Raw genomic sequence first — 20,533 nt, 5'->3', positions numbered from 1 at the left:
TTTAATCTATCAGTGGAAATCGCTTTGCGATTTCAGACTCCGTTGACGTGGCAACCCAGCCTTCTTGGTTGTCAAATAACCGAATTGCACTAAACTCTGGGTCGCTGCCCATGTCGAACCAATGCGGTGTATTTTTAGGCACGGATATGAGATCACCTTGCTGACACAACACTTGAAAAACTTGTTCATGTAAGTGCAAGCAAAATAGTCCTTGTCCTTTGACAAAAAATCGCACTTCATCTTCGCTGTGGGTGTGTTCAAAAAGGAACTTCTGGCGTAACTGTGCTGCATTTGGGTTGCCTTTGGCGAGGCTTATAACATCCACAGTTTTATAGCCCTGCGCTGCTTTTAGTCGAGTAATGTCAGCTTGATAAGCCTCAATGATGTCACCTTGGTTCATATCATCAGTAATGTCATGACTTGCCTGCCACTGTTCAAACCTCACGCCAATATGGCTAAGCTGCTGGGCTATTAGCGCTGGATCATGGCTATCAAAGGTATGTTGAGCGGGATTGTCGTGACGGTAAATAGTAAGCTGGCTCATTAGTTGTTACTCGTATATTGATTAAAATCAGTGATAATAGGGTGTGCAGCCGATTGGGTTTGACCATCACGCCATAACTGTAAGGTGGCTAGACCTGCTGATTTGGCTGCATCTAATTCTTCAACAATATCACTTAGAAACAAGATTTCAGAGGCAAGGTAAGGGAGCTGCTCTACTATGTTTAGGTATGATTGAGCCTCTTTTTTTCCACCAACTTTAGTATCAAAATAGGCGTTAAATAACGGTCTGATATCGCCATAATCAGAATACTCAAATAGCAATTTCTGTGCTTTGACTGATCCCGAAGAATATACATAAAGATTAAGTTTGGCGGTGTACTGCGCGTTGAGAAATTCGAATGCATCAGGATAGATATGACCAGTAAAGTCACCATTTTCGTATCCTGCTTGCCAGATCAGCCCTTGCAACTGCTTTAAAGGAGTAACTTTTTCATCATTTTTGATCCAATTGAGGAGTGCATCGATGGCTTCTGATGTTGATGCCGTGGGCTTTGCAATGAGGTGTTTTACTTCATGTAATTGTGCTGCGACTTCTGGGACATGCTGATGTTGTTCGACAAATTTAGGTAAGTGTTTGGCAGCGTATGGAAATAAGATATCTTTGACGAATGATATTCGGGTGATCGTACCTTCAATATCTGTGAGAATGGCTTTAATCATCGTGTACCCTCTAATTTTATACGTTCAAGTTCGCAAGCAAACAAAAATTCTAACCCCTCGATATGCCGGCGAGTTTCTGCAATGCTATCACCCATTGCATACAAACCATGGCCACGGATCAATACGCCATGCACAACTGGTGTGGTGGCATGATGTTTGGCGACACGCTGCGCCAATATCTCAATATTTTGATCATTGTCAAAAATAGCAATGTGCAAAGGGGTTAAGTGACTTTGAATGCCTCTGAGTGATTTTTGCATCTCATAGCCTTCTATTTGCAACGTGTCATCACGGACAAAACGCGAAAGTGTCGTTGCAGCGACAGAGTGAGTATGTAACACGCATTCAGTGTTCGGACTAAGTTGATATAACATAAGGTGAAGAGCTGTTTCAGCGGAAGGCGCGCCATTACCTGCAGTAATTTGCCCGTCAGCACATAACTCTAAAAAGTGCTCCGGTTCGAGATATCCTTTATGGTGTCCACTGGCGGTGACAACAAACCCTGAATCAGTTTTTATTGAAAAGTTGCCACCAGTTGCGGGGACCCATCCTTGTTGGCTTATCCAACGCCCAGTCTCAATCAAGGCGCGTTTTGCAGCATGATTTTGCATCTTATGTTACCTTTGCGTTATGCATTACAATTCATTTTAGACGGCTATACATCTAGTTTAATCATGATAACATCGCTTTTTAAATAGCACTACCTGTGAATCTCGAAACCATAAAGGGTGGGCTGGTAAAGTTAAAGGTGGGCGGTGGTCGCAATACACACAGACTATTGGAGAAGTGCAGTGCGCAGTAAATTACCGAATCTTGGAATGAGTATTTTTAGTAAAATGACGGGGCTGGCAAATCAGTATGAAGCAATTAACTTATCGCAGGGCTTTCCTGAGTTTGATACCCCTGAATTTTTAAAACGCAGACTGGCAGACTATGTTCAGGAAGGGGTTAATCAATACGCTCCTTCAGCAGGCGTTGCGCCGTTACAACAACAAATTAGTGCATTGGTCAAAAGGCGTTATCAGGCGAATATCAATGCTGATGATATGGTAACAGTGACATCTGGTGCGACCGAGGCTTTGTTTGTCGCGATTCAATCAATCACGCGCTCGGACGATGAAATTATTGTATTTGACCCTGCCTATGATTCATACAAGCCTGCGATTGAGCTCGCTGGGGGTAAAGCCGTTCATATTGCACTGAATGCACCTGATTATATAATTGATTGGGCTGAGGTTAAGCGCCTTATTACTGATAAAACGCGGGCTATCATTATCAATACGCCACATAACCCCAGTGCAAAAACCTTAAAGTTGGCCGATCTGACAAGCTTAAAAAAGCTAGTTATCCAGCATGATCTTTATGTGATAAGTGATGAAGTATATGAGCATATTACTTTCGATGATCAGCCTCATTTAAGCGTGTTACGAGATCCTGAATTATTTGAGCGTAGTTTTGTGGTATCGAGTTTTGGTAAAACTTTTCATTGCACGGGCTGGAAGATGGGCTACTGTATTGCACCAAATAAGTTAACCACTGAATTTAGAAAGTTGCATCAATATGTGACATTTTCTAGTTTTACTCCCGCTCAGTTTGCATTAGCAGATATGTTGGATGAAGAAGGCGATCATGTTGATTCATTGGCTCAGTTTTACCAACAAAAGCGAGACTGTTTAGTGTCAGCGTTGGCATCTAGCCGCTTTACAGTTTTGCCCAGTGAAGGCACGTACTTTTTATTACTTGATTATAGTCAACTTTCTGAACTGGATGACGTGGCATTTTGTGAGTATTTAGTCAAAGAAATTGGCATTGCTGCTATTCCGTTGAGTGTTTTTTATGACTCGCCGACGGGAGACCGTGTGATCCGGCTGTGTTTTGCAAAAGAAACTAATACATTATTAGCTGCTGCGGAGAAGTTATGCCAACTCTAACACCCAATGACAACACGCAATTGTGCGTGGCATTAGTGCAACATGATATTGCGTGGCTACAGGCTGAACTTAATTTTAAGCAGCTCGAGACGTTATTAACCAAGCGCTTGAGCGACCATGCTCACCCAGTTGATTTAATTCTACTACCAGAAACCTTTGCGACAGGGTTTGCCGTTGATTTAGCCGTTGCCGAAGCGCAGCCAGGGCCTATTTTACAATGGCTCATCACTGCAGCTCAGCGCTTTCAGGCGGTTATGGCGGGATCTGTATTGGTAAAGCAAGGCGCAAAACAAGTTAACCGCTTTTACTGGGTACGCCCAGATGGCACCATATCATATTATGATAAAAGACATTTGTTTCGACTTGGCAATGAAGGTGAGTATGTCGAGGCAGGTCAATCCAGAGCGGTATTTACCCTTGGTGAGTTCAGGTTTTTACCACAAGTGTGTTACGACTTAAGGTTTCCTGTTTTTCAGCGAAACCGTAATGATTATGATGTAATGGTTAATGTTGCCAATTGGCCGGCGGTCAGGCGACATATTTGGGATACTTTATTGATGGCCAGAGCAATGGAAAATCAATGCTATGTACTCGCTTGCAATCGCGTTGGCACAGATGGTAAAGGGGTCGCACACAATGGTGGCAGCGCGGCCTATGACTTTAAAGGTGAGCCGTTGGTGCAATTAGCGGATGATCAATCCAGTATTGAAATTGTTCAATTAAGCAAAACGACTTTGGATGAATTTCGAGCCGGTTTCCCAGCTCATTTAGATGCCGATGAGTTTATACTAAGTTAACTCGCAGTGTGATGGGTCAGTCGTTGGATGTTACTCGTATCTGACTCTTTCAACGCAAAGTAACCAAGCAAGCGGCGCATTTCGTGGGCTTGATCCGCCATTTGTTTCGCCGCTGCCATGGTTTCTTCAGTAATTGCGGAGTTTTCTTGAATCAAATCAGTTAAGCGCTGCACTACTAAATCCACTTCGGTGATCGCCTGTTGTTGTGTCATGGTCGATTGATTGATTTTGACGATAGTCCCGTTTACTTTAGAAACCGCGTCTACAATTTGCTCTAATTTGTGGCCTGAGCTATTCGCCATTTCGGTGCTTTGCTCTACTTTTTCATTACTGTTTGCGATGATGTTTTTGATTTGTTTCGCTGAAGCGGCACTTCTACCAGCCAGCTCCCTGACTTCATTAGCGACCACAGCAAATCCTCGACCATGTTCACCTGCGCGTGCTGCTTCAACCGCAGCGTTGAGCGCTAACAAATTGGTTTGAAAGGCTAGAGCGTCAATCACAGAGACAATTTCGTTGATATCTTTACTGGCATTGTTTACTTCTTCAATGGCAACCACGGTATCTTTTGATAGTGTGCCACCTTCTTGAGCAATATCTTGTGCATTGTCTGATAACTCAACAGCATTACTAGACTGTTTTGCCACTGCCGTGATTTCACTTAATATATGACCGGTGCTTGCGCTTGCTTCTTCTAAATTGGCTGCTTGCTCTTCCGTTCGGGCACTGATCTCGGTATTACTGGCCGCAATTTCTCCAGCGCTTTGCGAAACATGATTTGCCGAAAGCTGGATCCCTTCGATGACTTCAGTCAGCTTACTAATGGTTGTATTTACATCTTGTTTGAGTTCTAGAAATACCCCCTCATAGTCACCAGCGATCGCATCCGTTAATTTACCTTGCGATACAGCACTGAGTACATGTGTCACTTCACTAATAGCGGCCGAAATGGTGGCAATAGAGCCGTTGACATCTTGTTTAAGCTGCTGAAGCTGCCCCTTCAATGACAATTCGATCTTTAAACTAAAATTGCCCTGACACATCGCAGCCATTACGGTGCTAAGTTCTTCGATCACTTGGTTGAGATTTTTAACAGAATTATTAATGTCTACTTTGAGGGCGTTAAGTTGCCCTGGCATCGCAGAGGTAATGGTTCTATCAAAGCGCCCATGACTAATCGCCATCATCACTGACGAAATCTCACTGACGGCTTTATCGAGATCTTTAATCGAGATATTGATATCTTCTTTGAGTAACCCTAATTGACCTTGTGCAGGGCACTCTACGCTTTGTTTGAAGTTACCTTTGCTCATTGCAGCCATTACGGTACTGATATCTTTAATAATGAGTGCTAAGTTTTCGACACTGAAATTAATATTTTCTTTAAGTTCATGAAGCTGCCCTTCAAGCGGAATATCAACCCGTTGGGAGAAGTCTCCTTGTTTAATTGCAGCCATTACTGTACTTATTTCATCAATCGCACCAGACACACTAAAAACTGAATTATTAACACTGTCTTTTAATTGCCCGAGCTTGCCTTGTGCTGTAATAGACACTTGACCTTTAAAATCGCCATGCTCGACGTTTTCCATCACGCCAACAATGGCATTCATGGTGTCGTTCAATGATCGTAGTGACTGGTTAATATTATTTTTAAGTTTTTCTAAATCCCCTGACATTGGCGCGTTTAGTTGCAGATTAAACTGTCCCACTGACATTGCTTTTACAACTTGATTTATTTCACCAATGGCAATGTCTAAACTGTCAGCACAATGATTGGTGGCTTGCTTGAGAGTTTCAAGCTCACCTTTACACTGAACTTTTATCCGTTTTGAAAATCGTCCTGACGCCATGTCATTCATGACCAAATTAGTTTCTGAGATAGACTGTTGAAGTTCATTCAAGAGTGAATTAAAAGCGTGAGCTGATTGTCCAATCTCATCTTTTGAGGTAACAGGTGCTCGAATCGAGAAATCACCTTCTTGTTCAACTCGACGCATGGTATTTACTAATGAATGGGCTGGACGAGTGAGTGTACGTGCGAAAAGAAAGGCACTGACAACAATAGCGGTGATAGTGAATAGTAAAACAATAGCGAGTAGGTTCCGTAGCCGAGTGACCGCATAAAAGGCTTCTTGTTTGTCGATTTCAGCGATTAATGCCCACTCGGCACCCATCACTGTAATAGGCATAAAAGCGGATAAGACAGGTTGCCCATTGTAGTCCAAGATGAGCTTTTGCCCCTGCTCACCTTGTATTGCACGTTGAAAAGCCTCGGTGTTAATTGTTCCTTTATCTGGGTATTTAAAAGAATTGATGACCGAATGGTTTTGCGGGTCTAAGTAAGAATCAGAACGCATCAAACCATCACTCCCAACCAGGTAGGTTTCTCCGCTTTCTCCTAATCCCTCTCGTTCCGTCATAATTTGATTGAGTGCGTCAATTGAAAGCTGAAATATTAATGTCGCCTTAGCTTGTTCGCTATTAACCAGAGGCGCGGCAATAAAGCTTGCTGGCGCATTGTATGATGGTAAGTATTGTTGATAGTCAACAAAGGCATATTGTTCTGGCGAGGTTAAAAGGCGTGCTTGTTGAAACACTTTAGCAAGATTACTATCAGCATAGGGGCCTGTTAGTAAGGAGGTTGCAAAGTCGAGTTCTTTAAATACAGAGTAGACGATGTTGCCTGTTTCATTATCGACGATGAAAATATCATAAAAGTGATTAATTTCTGCAATTTTTAAAAAGTACTCATGATGACGCTGATGTGTCGCGTCGTATTCGTCACCATGGTTGGTAGCTAACAATTGGGACTTTTCACCCAGTGGAAATGGGTTGTCTGAAATGTAGCGCTGTTGTAATGAAATGCCTTCGGCATTCACACTACTTAGTAAGTCTTCAGGTAGTACAACTCCTGGGTTTTCATCAATAAACTTTTTAGTAAACTCATTATCGTAAAATGACACCAGTCCATCGGGCGTATATGTACTGCCATCAAGCGAACTGTACGCGTACATAAATTCTTTGGCGGCTTTTTGTGCGTAAGGGTTGTGCGCCAGTGCACTCATTTTGTTTTTTACCGCTTTGAAATGACGTTCAACAGCGCTTTTCTTGATTTCTCCGACCGCTGCGAGTTGCGAATATGCTTGTTCTTGCAGCGCTGTAGATGCATGGTACAACGCGATTGAAATGACAATGGCGATAGGCGCAAGTGCAACAAGTAAAAATGCCACAACGAGCTTCTTAGTCAGGTCTAATGAATGGTAAATAGCGCTTATACTGGCCACGGCGTGTTCCTTGTCCTAGTTTACTATGCTCATAAAAATAAGAGCGTTGTAGCAAAGTGTAGAACAGTTCTCGTTTACGTCTAGCAAAAGAGGAGTAAATGTGTGCCGAAATTTGCGAAAAAATGGGGGAAGTTGGTGAGATAAAAAAGGCCACCAAAGGCAGCCTTTTTATATTTTAAAACAATTAATTAGTGTTTCCAGTGGTATTTGTGAGCTTTTTCTTCCATATACATCTGCGTTGCAGGGTGCATTTGTGTTTTCGTGCCATTTTCAAAGAAGAAAGGCGCTCGTTTGTTGTCGTAGTTACCTACTTCATTCATGGTTGCTGAATCGTAAATACGGCCATTGATCACAGTGTAAGCGACTTTTTCTGATTGACGAATATCGGTTAAGACATCGCCATCAATAATTGCCAGGTCGGCTAATTTACCTGTTTCGATAGTACCAATATCGTGGTCCATACCTAGATATTTTGCGCCGTCTATTGTGCCACTGCGTAGTGCTTCCCATGCACTAAACCCGCCTTGTGCCATCGACCATAGCTCCCAATGTGCCGCAAGACCTTCACGTTGACCGTGTGCCCCGATATGAACTGTGACACCTTCATCACGCAATTGCTTAGCAACTTCAGCAGCCAAGATATGGTTGTAAAGTCTTTCTGGTGCTTGGCCTGGGCGAATTGCATGCGGCTTAACAATGTATTCTGGTACAAAGCTCATTAAGCGCTCGTTTTCCCATACATTGGTGTGCTCGTAGAAGTAGTCCTCCCCTTTTATACCACCATAGGCTACTACAAATGTTGGGGTAAAGCCGACATTACTCTGGCCCCACATTTGCTCTACGTCAGAATAAATATGTGGGATTGGCAATGCATGTTCAACGCCCGTATGGCCATCGACAATCATATTCATATTATGCTGAAACTTAGAACCGCCTTCTGGTACCACCATGATCTCCATGTTCTTCGCAGCTTCTAGTACTTGCTGGCGAGTTTCACGGCGAGGGTGGTTATAACTCTTAACAGAAATTGCACCCGAATCTTTAAGACGTTTTACATGGAATTCGGCATCATCTAGATTGCTGATCGGCGTCTTATACCCTGGTGCGTTACCGGCATAGAGAATACGGCCAACAGAGTAAATACGTGGCGCTAGAGTTTCACCTGCTTTTGCAAGCTCTGCCATCGAAAACACTTCAGATGAATTGTTTGATGGATCATGAATGGTTGTTACGCCAAAGCTAAGGTTTGAGTATTGGTTCCAATTTTGTTTTGGCTGTAGGTCGTAGCTACCGTAGCTGCCATGTGCATGTGCATCAATTAAACCTGGAATAACCGTTTTACCACTGATATCCATGGTTTTAGCACCACTTGGTATAGTGACTTCGCCTTGTTTGCCAACGGCAATGATACGGTTCTCTTTGATGATGATCACACCATTTGAGATGATTTCTTGCTGTTTATCAGCATCACGCATGGTAACGACAGTCCCGCCGATGAGTGCCAGCGTACCGTTGGGCTTGTCTGCTTGTTTTTCAAAGCTTAAATCAATACCTTCAGCCGTTAATTCTGTTGGTGTGGTTTCACCTTCCGTTAAAAAGGCAAAAGTGTCAGTTAATTTACGCTGATACAAATTTGGACCGAATGCCCACGTAAGCGCACTGCTGTCGCTGACCCAGTTTAGATAATCACCAGAGTATTTTGATACTTGTTTAACCGGAAAGGATTTAGTCCCTTTATTAATCGTCAGGGTCTTACCAGTACTCGTAAACGGGGCAACAAAGGTATTAAAGTGCTCAATAAAGGCGATATATTGGCCATTAGGAGAGACTTTAAAGTCAAAGATGTAATCGCCTTTAAAATGACTTCGCTCTTCTTGGCCGTTTAAGTTTACGCTTTTTAATTCGCGACTTGTTTCGCCAGCAACAGAGAAGAAAACACGGTCAGATGCTGCGCCAAAGTGTGGGTTATCACCCGATTTAACTAGACGTTTGGCTTCGCCACCTTTACTGCTCACAAGATAAATGCCTGGAGACATTGACCAGTCACCATTTAGTAAGTAACCACCAGTGACTTTTTTATATAATACCTGTTTACCATCAGGAGAGAAGCTAGGTGATACATAATGGCCCGGCTGTTGGGTGATGGTTTTTCCTTTTCCGCCTTTGGCTGAGACAACACGAATAGATCCGAGTTCTTTGTCATCCCACGCGGTATATACGATAGATTTTCCATCGCGAGAATAGCTTGGGTAGAATTCAAAGTGATCGGTTTGTGTTGTTAAACGGCGCACTTTTCCAGAGGCAATATCTTTTACATATAAGTAGCCAAGGGCTTGAAACAGTGCTGTTTCACCATTCGGTGAAAGTTGTGACCAACGCGCCATTTTTACTTTAAAGCTATCTGGTGCGACATCAACAGCAAAGCGCAGAGCTGGGGTGATTTGTTTTTCAGCAACGATGCGTGTTGGAATCACTTGTGCTTTTTTTGAGTCGATATTAACCGTGCGGAAAACGCCGCCGGCCCAAAATACCAATGACTTACCATCTGGTGTATACGCAAATGATGGTGTGTTACCGTGCGCACCGTTGGCTTCTTGTAAATCACGGTCTAACCCAGCGTAAATCTCGGTTTCAATCCCTGACTCAAGGTTTTTAATATACAGCGCACTGGCCATAGCTTTGCCGTCATCAACACGTTTTACAAATGCGATAGACTTGCCATCAGGACTTGGTGTTGGACGGATCGCGCCACCCGCACCGCGAATAACCACCTCTTCTTCACCGGTAGCAAGATCCCAACTACGGACTTCAAATACGGTATCAAGGGCATTTTTATTATATTGCCAGCGCACACCGGCAGTTCCATCTACTGAGTAATAGATTTTTTTACCATCGATAGAAAATGTGGGTTCTGCCACATTTTTTTGCGACTTAGCCCCATGTAGACGATCTCTTACTACCACGCCTTTACCGCCACTAATGTGATACATGCGAATTGAGCCACCAGGAATGGTACGCCCAGTTACTTGGCCTTGTTTAACCGCAATGTACTGTCCGTCAGGAGACCAGGCTGGGTTATGGACGATATTATGGCTTTCTTTTGATACTTGTTTTTTGTTCTCACCATTAATATCCATCACCCATAAGTTATCACCACCGGCGCGGTCAGAGATAAAAGCGATTTTTTTGCCGTCAGGAGAAAATTTAGGCTGAATGTTCCAACCCATGTCATTGGTAACAATCGTGGCTTTTCCGCCTGTAATTGGCATGATGTAAATATCACCCAACATATCAAATACAACCTGTTTACCATCAGGACTCACATCTAAGTTACTCCAGGTAGTTTGGTTGGTATCGATTGTAATGGTTTGCTTGTCACCTGGTGTATTAAGTACATCCCAGCCCTCAGTGCTTCTTTGCTCTGCGGCAGGGGTGGTTGCATTTGTGACTTCAGCCAAACTTGACACACTTGTGCCTAATACAGCAAGGCTAATTGCTACTGTCAGTGGTTTTTTGAAAAATGCCATCATGATTTCCATGTTATGGTTATTGGTTTCTCTAATATCGAGTATTAGAGTATATAGTCTTAGAGAATGACGAAATTTGACGAAGATGTCGACTATGCGCGATAAATGGTGAGTCAGCTGATTAAAATCTAGTCGAATGTACCCCGTTACGCATCTGAATATAAATAACAGTCGCGTAACGGTGTAATTGTTGGGTTAGCGAAGTGTGTTTTTACGCACATAATCTAAATAGGCTTCTAGGCTTTGTTGCCACAGTGCCATCGCTTGCGTTAATTCACTGTCACTGGACTTTTTATCAAGTAAGCGACGCTCAATTTTTTTCAGCAGTAGGCCATAGCGGTTAAAGCCGAGTTGCATTGCAGTACTAGATTGGCGATGCAGCTGTCTAATACATTGGTCGTTGTCTTGGGTGAGCATTTGTTGAATATGAATTAACTTGTTCCTTGCTGACAACACAAACTCATTGTAAATAGACGACACTTCGTCCTCATTAAAGCTGTTTTTTAATAAACTAACCGCAGTTTCATCATACAGTGTATCGGTTAATTCAACACTGATACTGGGTTTTTGCGCTGATTGTGAGTCATTCAGTGCTTGACGTAATTTTTCTTGTTTAATTGGCTTACCGACAATATCTTTGATCCCTAAAGTTAAATACTCTTTGACTTCATCAGGGCTAAGGCTGGCAGTAAATGCAAGAAAGGGCGTGCGTTGGTTTTTATGTTCAATGGTTTGCAGGCGGCGCAGTACTTCTTGGCCGGTGAAATCTGGTAGGTTCATATCCAATAACACCACATCGAATTGAAACTCAGATAATAACTCCAATGCACTTGTTCCGTTGGTAGCTAACTTCACTTTATGTTCGTCGGTTGCCATAAACTCAATGGCAATTTTTTGATTTAGATCGAGGTCCTCGACTAACAGAATATTCAAGCCAGTAATGCAATCAGAGCTGTGATTACGTTGTTCCACAAGGCTCAATTCACCGATAGCCAAAGGAATATCAAAGCTAAATGAGCTGCCCTTGTTTAGTTCACTTAAAATATCAAGGTGGCTATCGAGTCTATCGAGTAAGCGACTGGTTATTGCAAGACCAAGGCCTGTACCGCCTTTTACTTTACCTGCACTACTTTGCACATAGGGTTCAGTGAGTTTACTGATGTCTTCTTCATCTATGCCTGGGCCAGAATCTATCACACTAAATCGCACTACATGTGACATATGCTGCTCAGCTAATAATTCAACACGGATCTTCACACAGCCCTTGTCAGTGAACTTTATTGCATTACCAACGAGGTTGATGATGATTTGCCGCAGTTTTTGCTGGTCACAGTAATAACATGCTTGTTCAGGTAATTCGTATATTAATTCGAAGCTGAGCTTTTTCTGTTCGGCCAGTGGGCTTAACAATAAGCACAGGTTATTGAGCCAGCTTTTTAACTCCACATCTTCTTCGTAAAGAGATTCGTCGCTTTGATCTAAGCTGGCATAATCGAGTACTTTATCTATGAGCAAGTTTAAGGATTCTGCCGAGTTAATTATGGCTTCACAGTAGGCTTTATTCCGGTGGTTCGTCGTGCGGTTAAGCACTAATTGTGCACTGCCTAAAATACCGTTCAGTGGTGTACGAATTTCATGACTAATGGTGGATAAAAACAACCCTCTGATCTCAAGGTCTTTTTTGGCTTTGTCAGTTAATTGGTTCAAATGGTATTCGCGTCGCTCATTACACAGCAGCGCCATACCCGTTGCATAAAAAATAGGTGCCAGAACCCCATTAATGAATAAGGTGATAATAAACCAATTGTCTTCTAATAAAGTAAAGGAGGTTACTTCACCCATGAGGACTGTACGGGCTATAAAGGCACTCATAACGAGTGTCAGAACGATACCGTAAACAATTGTCCCATTGGGGTACAGTGGTCGTGCAAAGCGGAAGAAGATGTAAAGTAGAAATATTGCTTCACAAATATGTTGTAAGTCAGAGACAAAAATACGACAGCGTAAATCATCATCGACCACACTGAAGTAGACTAGGGCGGCGAGTAAAAAAGCCGTAATGATGAGAAATAAGCGAAGCTCCCAGCCTCGATAATTTAAAAACTGACATATAGCGAGGCAATGAATAATTGAGGCGGCAAAGAGCAGGGTATTGGCAATGCCAATCGTTTGCCATGATTCAATATCACTGTGCACAAAAAAGCCGACGATAGCCGCAAATAATACCATAGGGTAAAAAATATAGAGCAAGGTACCGGGCGTATGTTTGTTTGCACGCCAAGTCAAAAAGTTTAGCAATGTCATCATGGCCATCATGACAGCACTGGTAAAGTAGAGTGTTTTAGGGTCAAACATTATTGTTATTTTTTGAGGGTTTGTTGTTAAGGATAGAGATTACAGCGGAAGGAGTAAAGAAACAAAAACAGCCGTATAGTACGGCTGTTTTTCTTAGTAACGCGATTTAGCGAATTTCGTCAGGGATATTTTGCTGTGCCCATGACAATAACTCGATACGGTTACGGCATTTGGTTTTTCTAAATGCGCTATATAAATGTGTTTTAACCGTATGCGGGCTGATATTGAGATCTTCAGCAATCTCTTTATTTTTTGCCCCTTTACTCATTAACGAGATAATGGCTTTCTCACGTTTGGTAAGTTTTACTGGTTCAATATCGCCTTCGGTTAACTTATGTAGGGCGTCTTTGTTATATTGCAACATGCGGTTTAAGGCGTTGCACATAATTTCACGACGATACCAAAGCTGGTCTTCCATAAGAAGACGAATACCTTTCATCAATACATCAGCGTTATCGGTTGTATAAAATACACCTCGGATCCCACTTAATAATGCACGATTGGCAAGTTCAGGATTTTCATCCAAATTAAATAGTATGATATCGCAACTTACTTTCAGCCTGACTAATTGTTCTTTTAATTTATTCCAAGCATCGTTGGTTGCGGTTTCTATAAATAATAGGCGTGTCCCTTCAGGTACATCTGCTATATCGGTACCTGTGGTTACATCTAGTCCTTGCGTTTTCAGCAATGGCTGCAAAACGTTAATTCCTATGGTGTTAATAGGCTCTTTATCTAATAACAAAAAGGCAGAACTGCTCATTTTTGGCAACACTCTTATTCCAACTGATGATTCAATGCTAACACGTGACTCAGGCCTTTTGTATTAGAATCTTCATCAAACGATAGATAGTTTTGCTATATGTAATCGACATATAACGCTATGAATACAAATGAATTACATTACCCATAACATAACTTTATGATATAGATGGCTTTTCATGTTTTTGAAATAATAACTTACTTGTTTACATTCCTTAACAGAGAATATTTTAAAGTAGTTCTTTTTTCGTATTTGTATAGGGTGGCCACCCCATTGTTTTACCTGCGAGTAGGTGTAGGTGAATATGGTATACAGTCTGCCCACCATGCTCATTACAGTTCATAACAACACGATAACCGTCCTCGGCAAAGCCATGTTCTTTAGCTAGTTTAGCAGCAACTGCGTATAAGTGGCCGACAAGGTATGAATTTTGTTCAGTCACATCGTTGATTGTTGCGATTCTTGCTTTGGGGATCACCAACACATGAAAAGGCGCTTGTGGATTTATGTCTTTAAAGGCGAGTGCTTTGTCGTCTTCATAGACAATATCAGCAGGGATTTCTTTATTAATGATTTTGTCAAAAATGGTGCTCTGGCTCATTGATAATCCTAAATAAAATGCTTCTCTTACACAAAGGAAGAGAAATTAAAAGTTAAGGTGTACACTAATGACAAAGTTTGGCCTGAGTGTCAAACCACGAAATGTAATTATACGTAAATAAAAGGAGCAACTAGGATGAAAATAATAAGCTACGTATGTTTCGCGCTATGCTTTGCTATGGTTATGAAAGACAGCCAGGGTGCAACAGTGCGTTTTAACGAAGAGCTATTACCTCTGCAGGTAGGCAGTGATGTGATTGAACACTCGTTATTTAGCAATGTGACAGAGTTAACGCTGGCACCCGGCGTTTATACAGTTAAGTTACAGTATAGTGATTTATATGAATTAGAATATGATGAACATGAAGTGGTTGAGTCAGACGCTTTTTGGGTTGAATTAAACATCATGATGGAGGGGGAGTATTTAATTACGTTTGAGCGCCCCGATGAGGTGGAAGAAGCTAAATTATTTGCGAAAAACCCACAAGTGACGATAGTGTCGCCAGACAAAAATAGACAAATTGCTGATAAACGTGCGCGCTTTATGCAGCAGGCTTATGCCTCGCAGCCAGTGGTAGCGCCTAGTTCTCGTCATTCAGTAAACATGGCTGATCCCAAAGGCGCATCAAAAGATCGGGTGAAGCACCATAAGGCAGCGCCTATACAAGGCGTTATGCACCCAGATGCGGCTACGATGCTAGAGTTTTGGTGGGACCAAGCGAGTACTGAACAGCGCGCCGCTTTTTTACAAAAAATTAAAAAGGGCTAGGAGTAGCCCTTTGATAGAAAAGCAGCTGAATAAGTTACTTATTAAAAATCGCGTCAATGGTGCCTTGCGCGAGTGGGTGATAACCCGGGCGGGCTGCTTGGTAAACCTTTTGGGCCCATGCGCGTTTACCATTTTTAACCAATGCTTTGTACAAGGGTACAATCAACTTACGACGGCCAATGCCCGATAGGTGTTCATCTAAAGCGGGGTAAATTGCCTGATATCCATTACCTACTGCCAGCATATACCACGCAAAAGCACGCTCAGCATTGGTTGAAGTAGTGAGGTTAAAGGCATTATCGAGTTCTTTCATTTTGTTTAAACTGAGATCTCGAGGCAGATTATTGATAAAGTGTAGCCACTCGTGAACTGTCCACTTCCCGGTTGGGAGCGCTGTTACTGAGACTTCATCTTTTAGCCATGCGGCAGCAATTTTATCAACATTAATAAAGGCATCTGACGTTGGGTTAGGAGCATCTGCAGGTAATCCCGGCTGGTGGATCCATTCATTGGCCTTCTCTAGGCTGACAATACCAGGGTACTTTTCGAGTAAGTGTGTGTTTAAGTACACAGTAAATTCGGCGGTTGTCAGAGATTTAAAAGAGTATTTACTAAAGTAGCCTTTGACGAATTCGTCAAATCGCGCACGGCCAAATTTTTCTTCTAGATACAACAAGAACAGTTGACCTTTAGTATAAGGGACTGAGCTAAAGGCATCATCTGGATCGCGGCCATTGAGTTTCAGGTTTAAGCGTGTATCTGGGGCGGGAATATTTTTGAGTTGTTTTTTAAGGCCCGCAGTATCGAGTGCTTGCTCCATAACGGCGCGTTCTCGGCCAAAGACTTCTTCCATAATGCGGTTTTCAACATAAGAGGTAAATCCTTCATTTAACCAAAGGTCTTCCCATGTTGCGTTTGTGACTAAATTACCCGACCAAGAGTGTGCCAGCTCATGTGCGATTAAGTTCACCAAGCTTTTATCACCGGCTACAACGGTAGGGGTAATGAATGATAGGCGTGGGTTTTCCATGCCACCAAATGGAAAGCTCGGTGGGAGCATGAGTAAGTCATAGCGCCCCCATGCATACTCTCCGTACATCACGTTGGTTTTATCGATCATGGCTTGTGTATCGTTAAATTCAGCCACGGAAGCGTCTAAAATTTGTGGCTCTGCGAAAATAGCGGTTTGGTGAGACATTTCCTTATATTCAAGATTCCCCGCACCAATAGCGATTAAATAAGGTGGGATCGCTTGTGGCATATCAAACCAATAATCCCCGTCTTTAATAAAAGCGCCTGAGTTATCAGCACTCATCACCGCGCGAACGTCTTCCGGGGTATTAATGCGCGCTGAATAGGTGACACGCATTGCTGGCGTATCTTGGACTGGGATCCAGCTGCGCGCATGAATGGCTTGCGACTGGCTATACATGAAAGGGTGCGTTTTGCTGGCCGTTTGAATGGGGGTTAACCACTGTAAGCCTGAAGCTTGAGGCAAGCTATTATAATAGATACGTGCTTTTTTAGCTTGCTGCTTAAATGTAATAGTCAGTTTGGCACCTTTTACATCATCTCGTTTTGCTAATGTAAATGCCGCTTTGTGCCATTGGCCATTTTTACCTTGATACATGACTTTGTCGATTTCTAAATCGCGAGTATCTAGCACCAATGTGCGCGCTTGGGCAGTGCGCCAGTCTAAGGTGTGCTCTACAAAACCTTCTAGTTGCTTATCTGCAAAATCAACATCTAAATCTAAGTGTAAGTGAGTACTAATTACGTCGTTTAGGTTGGCGTAGGTGTGTTCGTCTACTGCTTGCGTTGCTATGGCTAAGTGAGAGAAACCAGCCAGCATTAAGCTGGTAGTTAAGGCAGAAAGTTTCATAGGATCCTTATTCTTTATTGTTAATTAAATCTCAGGTGATAGGCTTTTATACCATGCTTATCATGAAAGTCACATACTGATGCGCCCAGCATCGCAATGGGTTAAACTATTCCATATTATGAGATTTAGGTTTAAGGCACGTCCGTGCAAGCATTGCAGTCACTTCATACTTTCGCATTACCTCACGCATGTCAGGACATCGTTAATATAGACGACCCCTTGCAGTTACACTCTGTTGATTTTTCTCAGCCCTTTTGCGTGCTAGGGGCTGGAAGTAATACGGTTTTTATCGAAGACTTTATTGGCACCGTGGTCCGAATTAACAATAAAGGTGTGGAGATTGTAGAACATGGTACATTTTGGAATGTGAATGTGGCTGCGGGTGAAAATTGGCACTCGCTCGTAACCGATTTATTGGTAAAAGGGATCGCAGGGCTTGAGAACTTAGTGTTGATCCCCGGTACTATGGGTGCTGCACCGGTGCAAAATATTGGGGCATATGGTGTTGAACTGGCAAAGTTTATTGATTATGTCGAAGGTTTTAATGTTGAAACTCTGGCGTTTGAGCGTTTGAATCAAGCGCAATGCCAGTTTGGTTATCGTGATTCAATTTTTAAACACAAGTTAAAGAATAAATTTGTGATCACCAAGGTGGGTTTGCGTCTTAATAAACAATGGCGGCCAACACTAGACTATGGGCCTTTGCAAAAATTGAATGAGGCTAAAGTGACCGCATTGCAAGTCAGTGATGCAGTGATGGAAATTCGACAAAGTAAATTACCAAACCCTGATGAACTACCCAACGCAGGAAGCTTCTTTAAAAATCCTATTGTATTAGAGGCTCATTACCAAAAATTATGTACTGAGTACGCGAATATGCCGGCATATCCCGCAGGGCAGGGGATGCGCAAGTTGGCAGCCGGCTGGTTAATAGAACAAGCTGGGCTTAAAGGGTATAGCGTGGCTGGTGTGCGTGTATATGAAAAACAAGCACTGGTATTAGTGAACGAAGGTTATAGCTCCGGTAGTAGCTTGTGCAGCGTTATTCATCATGTGCAACACTGTGTGGCACGTCAGTTTAATATTCAATTAGAACATGAAGTGAGGCTCATCGGCCGTGAAGGTGAGGTGATATTGCAGGAGAAAAGTCATGGATAATGCACCGCAAGGCAATAAACTGGCGATTTTGCATGCACTGAACCAAGGTGGTTTTGTATCTGGTCAGGTGCTGGCAACACAATTGGGTATAAGTCGTGCAGCCATTTCAAAACATATTCGCTCGTTACAAGAGATGGGCATTGATATATTTACCCTTAATGGCAAAGGATATTGTTTGAATGAGAGTTTACCTTTATTGAATACTGAGGATATATCCCATTATTTAGCTGAGTTGCCGTGTGAAAATGAGGTTGAAGTAGAACCAATCATCGATTCAACAAATTCAGAATTAATGCGTCGTATTCAGCAAGGCAATAAATTAGCTTCGGGTCATGTGCTGGTGGCAGAAATGCAACAAGCGGGACGTGGCCGACGAGGCCGAGTATGGCAATCCCCTTTTGGCGCGAATTTATATTACAGTTACTACTGGAAACTAGAAGAGGGCATGCAAGCGGCAATGGGTGTCTCCATTGCGGTTGGACTGGCAGTTTATGATGCAATTGAAGCGCTATATGGTTTATCAGCAACGCTCAAATGGCCTAATGATATTTATCTAAAAGGGCGCAAGCTCGCGGGTGTATTGGTCGAGCTCGAAGGGCAGGTTGAAGGGCCATGTCATTTAGTGATTGGTATTGGCATTAACTTGCAAATGCCAGAAGCGGCCTCTAAAGATATCGATCAGCCTTGGACTGACTTGGCATCGCATACCCATAGCTTAGATAAAAATGCCCTCGTTGCTCAGCTAACTCATAGCCTCGCTCAGCGATTAGCGGTATACCAAGAGTCGGGCTTAATGACCATGGTTGAGCAGTGGAATAGGGTGAATGAATTCGCCAATGATGTTGTGACGCTATCGACCGGTATGCGAACCTGGCGAGGCGTATGTGAAGGTATTGACCAACAAGGCGGTATTGTATTGCGTCAAGACGGTGAATTAAAAAGTTACTATGGTGGTGAAATATCACTGCGCAAGGATGGTCTGTGAGATTATTAGTAGATGTGGGAAATACCGCAGTCAAACTGGGCTTAGACAATGATGGCGACATTGCACTGGTAAATGAAGCGGATATTCCTTGGAGAGAAGTCAGTGATATTGTTGTTGCGCAGGTAGGACATGCCAATGCATTAGAGTCAATAACACACCATGCGGCCTGTCATAGTATCAGTATAAGACAAGCAACAGTAACACCAACGCTTGGCACGGTGCGTTGTGGTTATGGCCAATATCAAAATTTAGGAATAGATCGTTGGTTAGCCGTAGTAGCGAGCCATTACTTGTATCCACATAAACACTGCGTTGTGGTTGATTCAGGTACGGCCACTAAAGTTGATGTGGTTGATATCTCAGGGCAGCACTTAGGTGGCTGGATATTACCGGGTTTGGATATGATGATCGCAAGCCTTTTGGCGAATACAGAAAAAGTATTCAGTGATAACACCAGTTTATTTGCTCAAGAGTTGGGCTGTAACACGCCGAATGCAGTAAAAAATGGCGCGTTAGTATCGACATTAGGAGCAGTCTATACAGCCATCGCGCAATTAGAGTGTGATGCGAAAGATATGCAAGTAATTTTTGCTGGTGGTTATGGTGAACTATTGCAGCAACATTATGAAAAGCCAAGTATCTTTATTGATGATTTGGTATTCAAAGGGTTGAAAAATTGGTGTGATTTTGTACGTTAACTACTGTTTATAGTGGTTTTTGCTGTAATAATGAGCATTTAGTTAAAAAACTTTGATTTTTTTTGATTTTACTCTTGCATCACCCCCGACCTTGCTCTAGAATCCTGCCCCGTACTAAAGCAGTGCCGACTTAGCTCAGTTGGTAGAGCAACTGACTTGTAATCAGTAGGTCATCCGTTCGACTCGGATAGTCGGCACCATTTTCTGCACTCTTATGCAGAAGCTTTAGACAAAGAATTGTTATGTGGAGGGGTTCCCGAGCGGCCAAAGGGATCAGACTGTAAATCTGACGGCACTGCCTTCGCTGGTTCGAATCCAGCCCCCTCCACCACTTTATTCTTGACGGTTAGAGGTAGTTAAGAAAACAGTTTGCTAAAGCGGGCATCGTATAATGGCTATTACCTCAGCCTTCCAAGCTGATGATGTGGGTTCGATTCCCACTGCCCGCTCCAGTTTTCTGGTGTTGCTGATATAGCTCAGTTGGTAGAGCGCACCCTTGGTAAGGGTGAGGTCGGCAGTTCAAATCTGCCTATCAGCACCAGGCTGCTGAATCTTCT

The 20,533-nt window shown here is 42.8% G+C and carries 15 protein-coding genes and 4 tRNA genes; 10 read left to right on the top strand and 9 right to left on the bottom strand.

The features are described from left to right. Window position 1: 1 nt before the first annotated feature. The 3 genes from PCIT_RS16785 to PCIT_RS16775 are packed head-to-tail and all read right to left on the bottom strand — an operon-like array spanning window position 2 to window position 1,835. Window positions 2-544, bottom strand: a complete 543-nt coding sequence (locus PCIT_RS16785) for a 1,2-dihydroxy-3-keto-5-methylthiopentene dioxygenase (protein ID WP_010365244.1) — start codon at window positions 542-544, stop codon at window positions 2-4. Continuing rightward, window positions 544-1,224: an acireductone synthase gene (mtnC, locus tag PCIT_RS16780; protein WP_010365245.1), complete on the bottom strand. Its 681-nt coding sequence runs from the start codon at window positions 1,222-1,224 to the stop codon at window positions 544-546. The genes PCIT_RS16785 and mtnC overlap by 1 nt, the downstream gene beginning before the upstream one ends. Then, window positions 1,221-1,835 (bottom strand): methylthioribulose 1-phosphate dehydratase, encoded by a 615-nt coding sequence (locus PCIT_RS16775; RefSeq protein ID WP_010365247.1) that lies wholly within the window; start codon window positions 1,833-1,835, stop codon window positions 1,221-1,223. The genes mtnC and PCIT_RS16775 overlap by 4 nt, the downstream gene beginning before the upstream one ends. A 207-nt stretch (window positions 1,836-2,042) precedes the next feature. On the opposite strand from PCIT_RS16775, the gene PCIT_RS16770 reads away from it, so the two are divergent. Both PCIT_RS16770 and PCIT_RS16765 read left to right on the top strand, forming a co-directional pair. Next, complete coding sequence (locus PCIT_RS16770) at window positions 2,043-3,155, top strand: methionine aminotransferase (RefSeq protein ID WP_040696001.1); 1,113 nt, start codon at window positions 2,043-2,045, stop codon at window positions 3,153-3,155. Further along, complete coding sequence (locus tag PCIT_RS16765; RefSeq protein WP_010365249.1) at window positions 3,143-3,952, top strand: amidohydrolase; 810 nt, start codon at window positions 3,143-3,145, stop codon at window positions 3,950-3,952. Before PCIT_RS16770 ends, PCIT_RS16765 begins: the two co-directional genes overlap by 13 nt. Here PCIT_RS16765 and PCIT_RS16760 read toward each other — a convergent pair. The 5 genes from PCIT_RS16760 to PCIT_RS16740 form a co-directional block, all read right to left on the bottom strand. Then, complete coding sequence (locus PCIT_RS16760) at window positions 3,949-7,239, bottom strand: methyl-accepting chemotaxis protein (protein ID WP_010365250.1); 3,291 nt, start codon at window positions 7,237-7,239, stop codon at window positions 3,949-3,951. The two genes, PCIT_RS16765 and PCIT_RS16760, sit on opposite strands and share 4 nt — an antisense overlap. Window positions 7,240-7,427: 188 nt before the next feature. Continuing rightward, entirely contained in the window at window positions 7,428-10,766 is a 3,339-nt protein-coding gene (locus PCIT_RS16755; protein ID WP_010365251.1) for an amidohydrolase family protein, read from the bottom strand. A 195-nt stretch (window positions 10,767-10,961) separates the two neighbouring features. Beyond that, a complete protein-coding gene (locus PCIT_RS16750) occupies window positions 10,962-13,121 on the bottom strand; it encodes an ATP-binding protein (protein WP_010365252.1) in 2,160 nt (719 codons plus the stop codon). A 106-nt stretch (window positions 13,122-13,227) separates the two neighbouring features. Beyond that, a complete protein-coding gene (locus tag PCIT_RS16745; RefSeq protein ID WP_021032157.1) occupies window positions 13,228-13,884 on the bottom strand; it encodes a helix-turn-helix transcriptional regulator in 657 nt (218 codons plus the stop codon). A gap of 229 nt (window positions 13,885-14,113) precedes the next feature. Continuing rightward, window positions 14,114-14,485, bottom strand: coding sequence for a histidine triad nucleotide-binding protein (locus PCIT_RS16740; RefSeq protein WP_010365254.1), 372 nt, complete (start codon window positions 14,483-14,485; stop codon window positions 14,114-14,116). 135 nt (window positions 14,486-14,620) lie between these two features. Here PCIT_RS16740 and PCIT_RS16735 point away from each other — a divergent pair, with 135 nt between their 5' ends. Further along, window positions 14,621-15,253 (top strand): DUF2057 family protein, encoded by a 633-nt coding sequence (locus PCIT_RS16735; protein ID WP_010365255.1) that lies wholly within the window; start codon window positions 14,621-14,623, stop codon window positions 15,251-15,253. Between the two features lie 34 nt (window positions 15,254-15,287). On the opposite strand, the gene PCIT_RS16730 is transcribed toward PCIT_RS16735, so the two are convergent. After that, entirely contained in the window at window positions 15,288-17,135 is a 1,848-nt protein-coding gene (locus tag PCIT_RS16730; RefSeq protein ID WP_010365256.1) for a M1 family metallopeptidase, read from the bottom strand. Between the two features lie 144 nt (window positions 17,136-17,279). Here PCIT_RS16730 and murB point away from each other — a divergent pair, with 144 nt between their 5' ends. From murB to PCIT_RS16695, 7 genes are all read left to right on the top strand, one after another. Further along, a complete protein-coding gene (gene murB / locus PCIT_RS16725; RefSeq protein ID WP_010365257.1) occupies window positions 17,280-18,293 on the top strand; it encodes a UDP-N-acetylmuramate dehydrogenase in 1,014 nt (337 codons plus the stop codon). Further along, a complete protein-coding gene (gene birA, locus PCIT_RS16720) occupies window positions 18,286-19,278 on the top strand; it encodes a bifunctional biotin--[acetyl-CoA-carboxylase] ligase/biotin operon repressor BirA (protein ID WP_010365258.1) in 993 nt (330 codons plus the stop codon). The genes murB and birA overlap by 8 nt, the downstream gene beginning before the upstream one ends. After that, window positions 19,275-19,976: a type III pantothenate kinase gene (locus tag PCIT_RS16715; RefSeq protein ID WP_010365259.1), complete on the top strand. Its 702-nt coding sequence runs from the start codon at window positions 19,275-19,277 to the stop codon at window positions 19,974-19,976. The genes birA and PCIT_RS16715 overlap by 4 nt, the downstream gene beginning before the upstream one ends. Window positions 19,977-20,100: 124 nt before the next feature. After that, window positions 20,101-20,176, top strand: a tRNA-Thr gene (locus PCIT_RS16710). Between the two features lie 46 nt (window positions 20,177-20,222). After that, a tRNA-Tyr gene (locus PCIT_RS16705) sits at window positions 20,223-20,307 on the top strand. 46 nt (window positions 20,308-20,353) lie between these two features. Further along, window positions 20,354-20,428, top strand: a tRNA-Gly gene (locus tag PCIT_RS16700). Between the two features lie 13 nt (window positions 20,429-20,441). Then, window positions 20,442-20,517 (top strand) — tRNA-Thr (locus PCIT_RS16695). The last annotated feature ends 16 nt before the right edge of the window (window positions 20,518-20,533 follow it).

Origin of the sequence: Pseudoalteromonas citrea (assembly GCF_000238375.3) — a bacterium.
Classification (GTDB): Bacteria; Pseudomonadota; Gammaproteobacteria; order Enterobacterales; family Alteromonadaceae; genus Pseudoalteromonas; species Pseudoalteromonas citrea.
The sequence above is the reverse complement of the archived record's forward strand: the minus strand, read 5'-3'. Positions and strand labels throughout refer to the sequence as shown.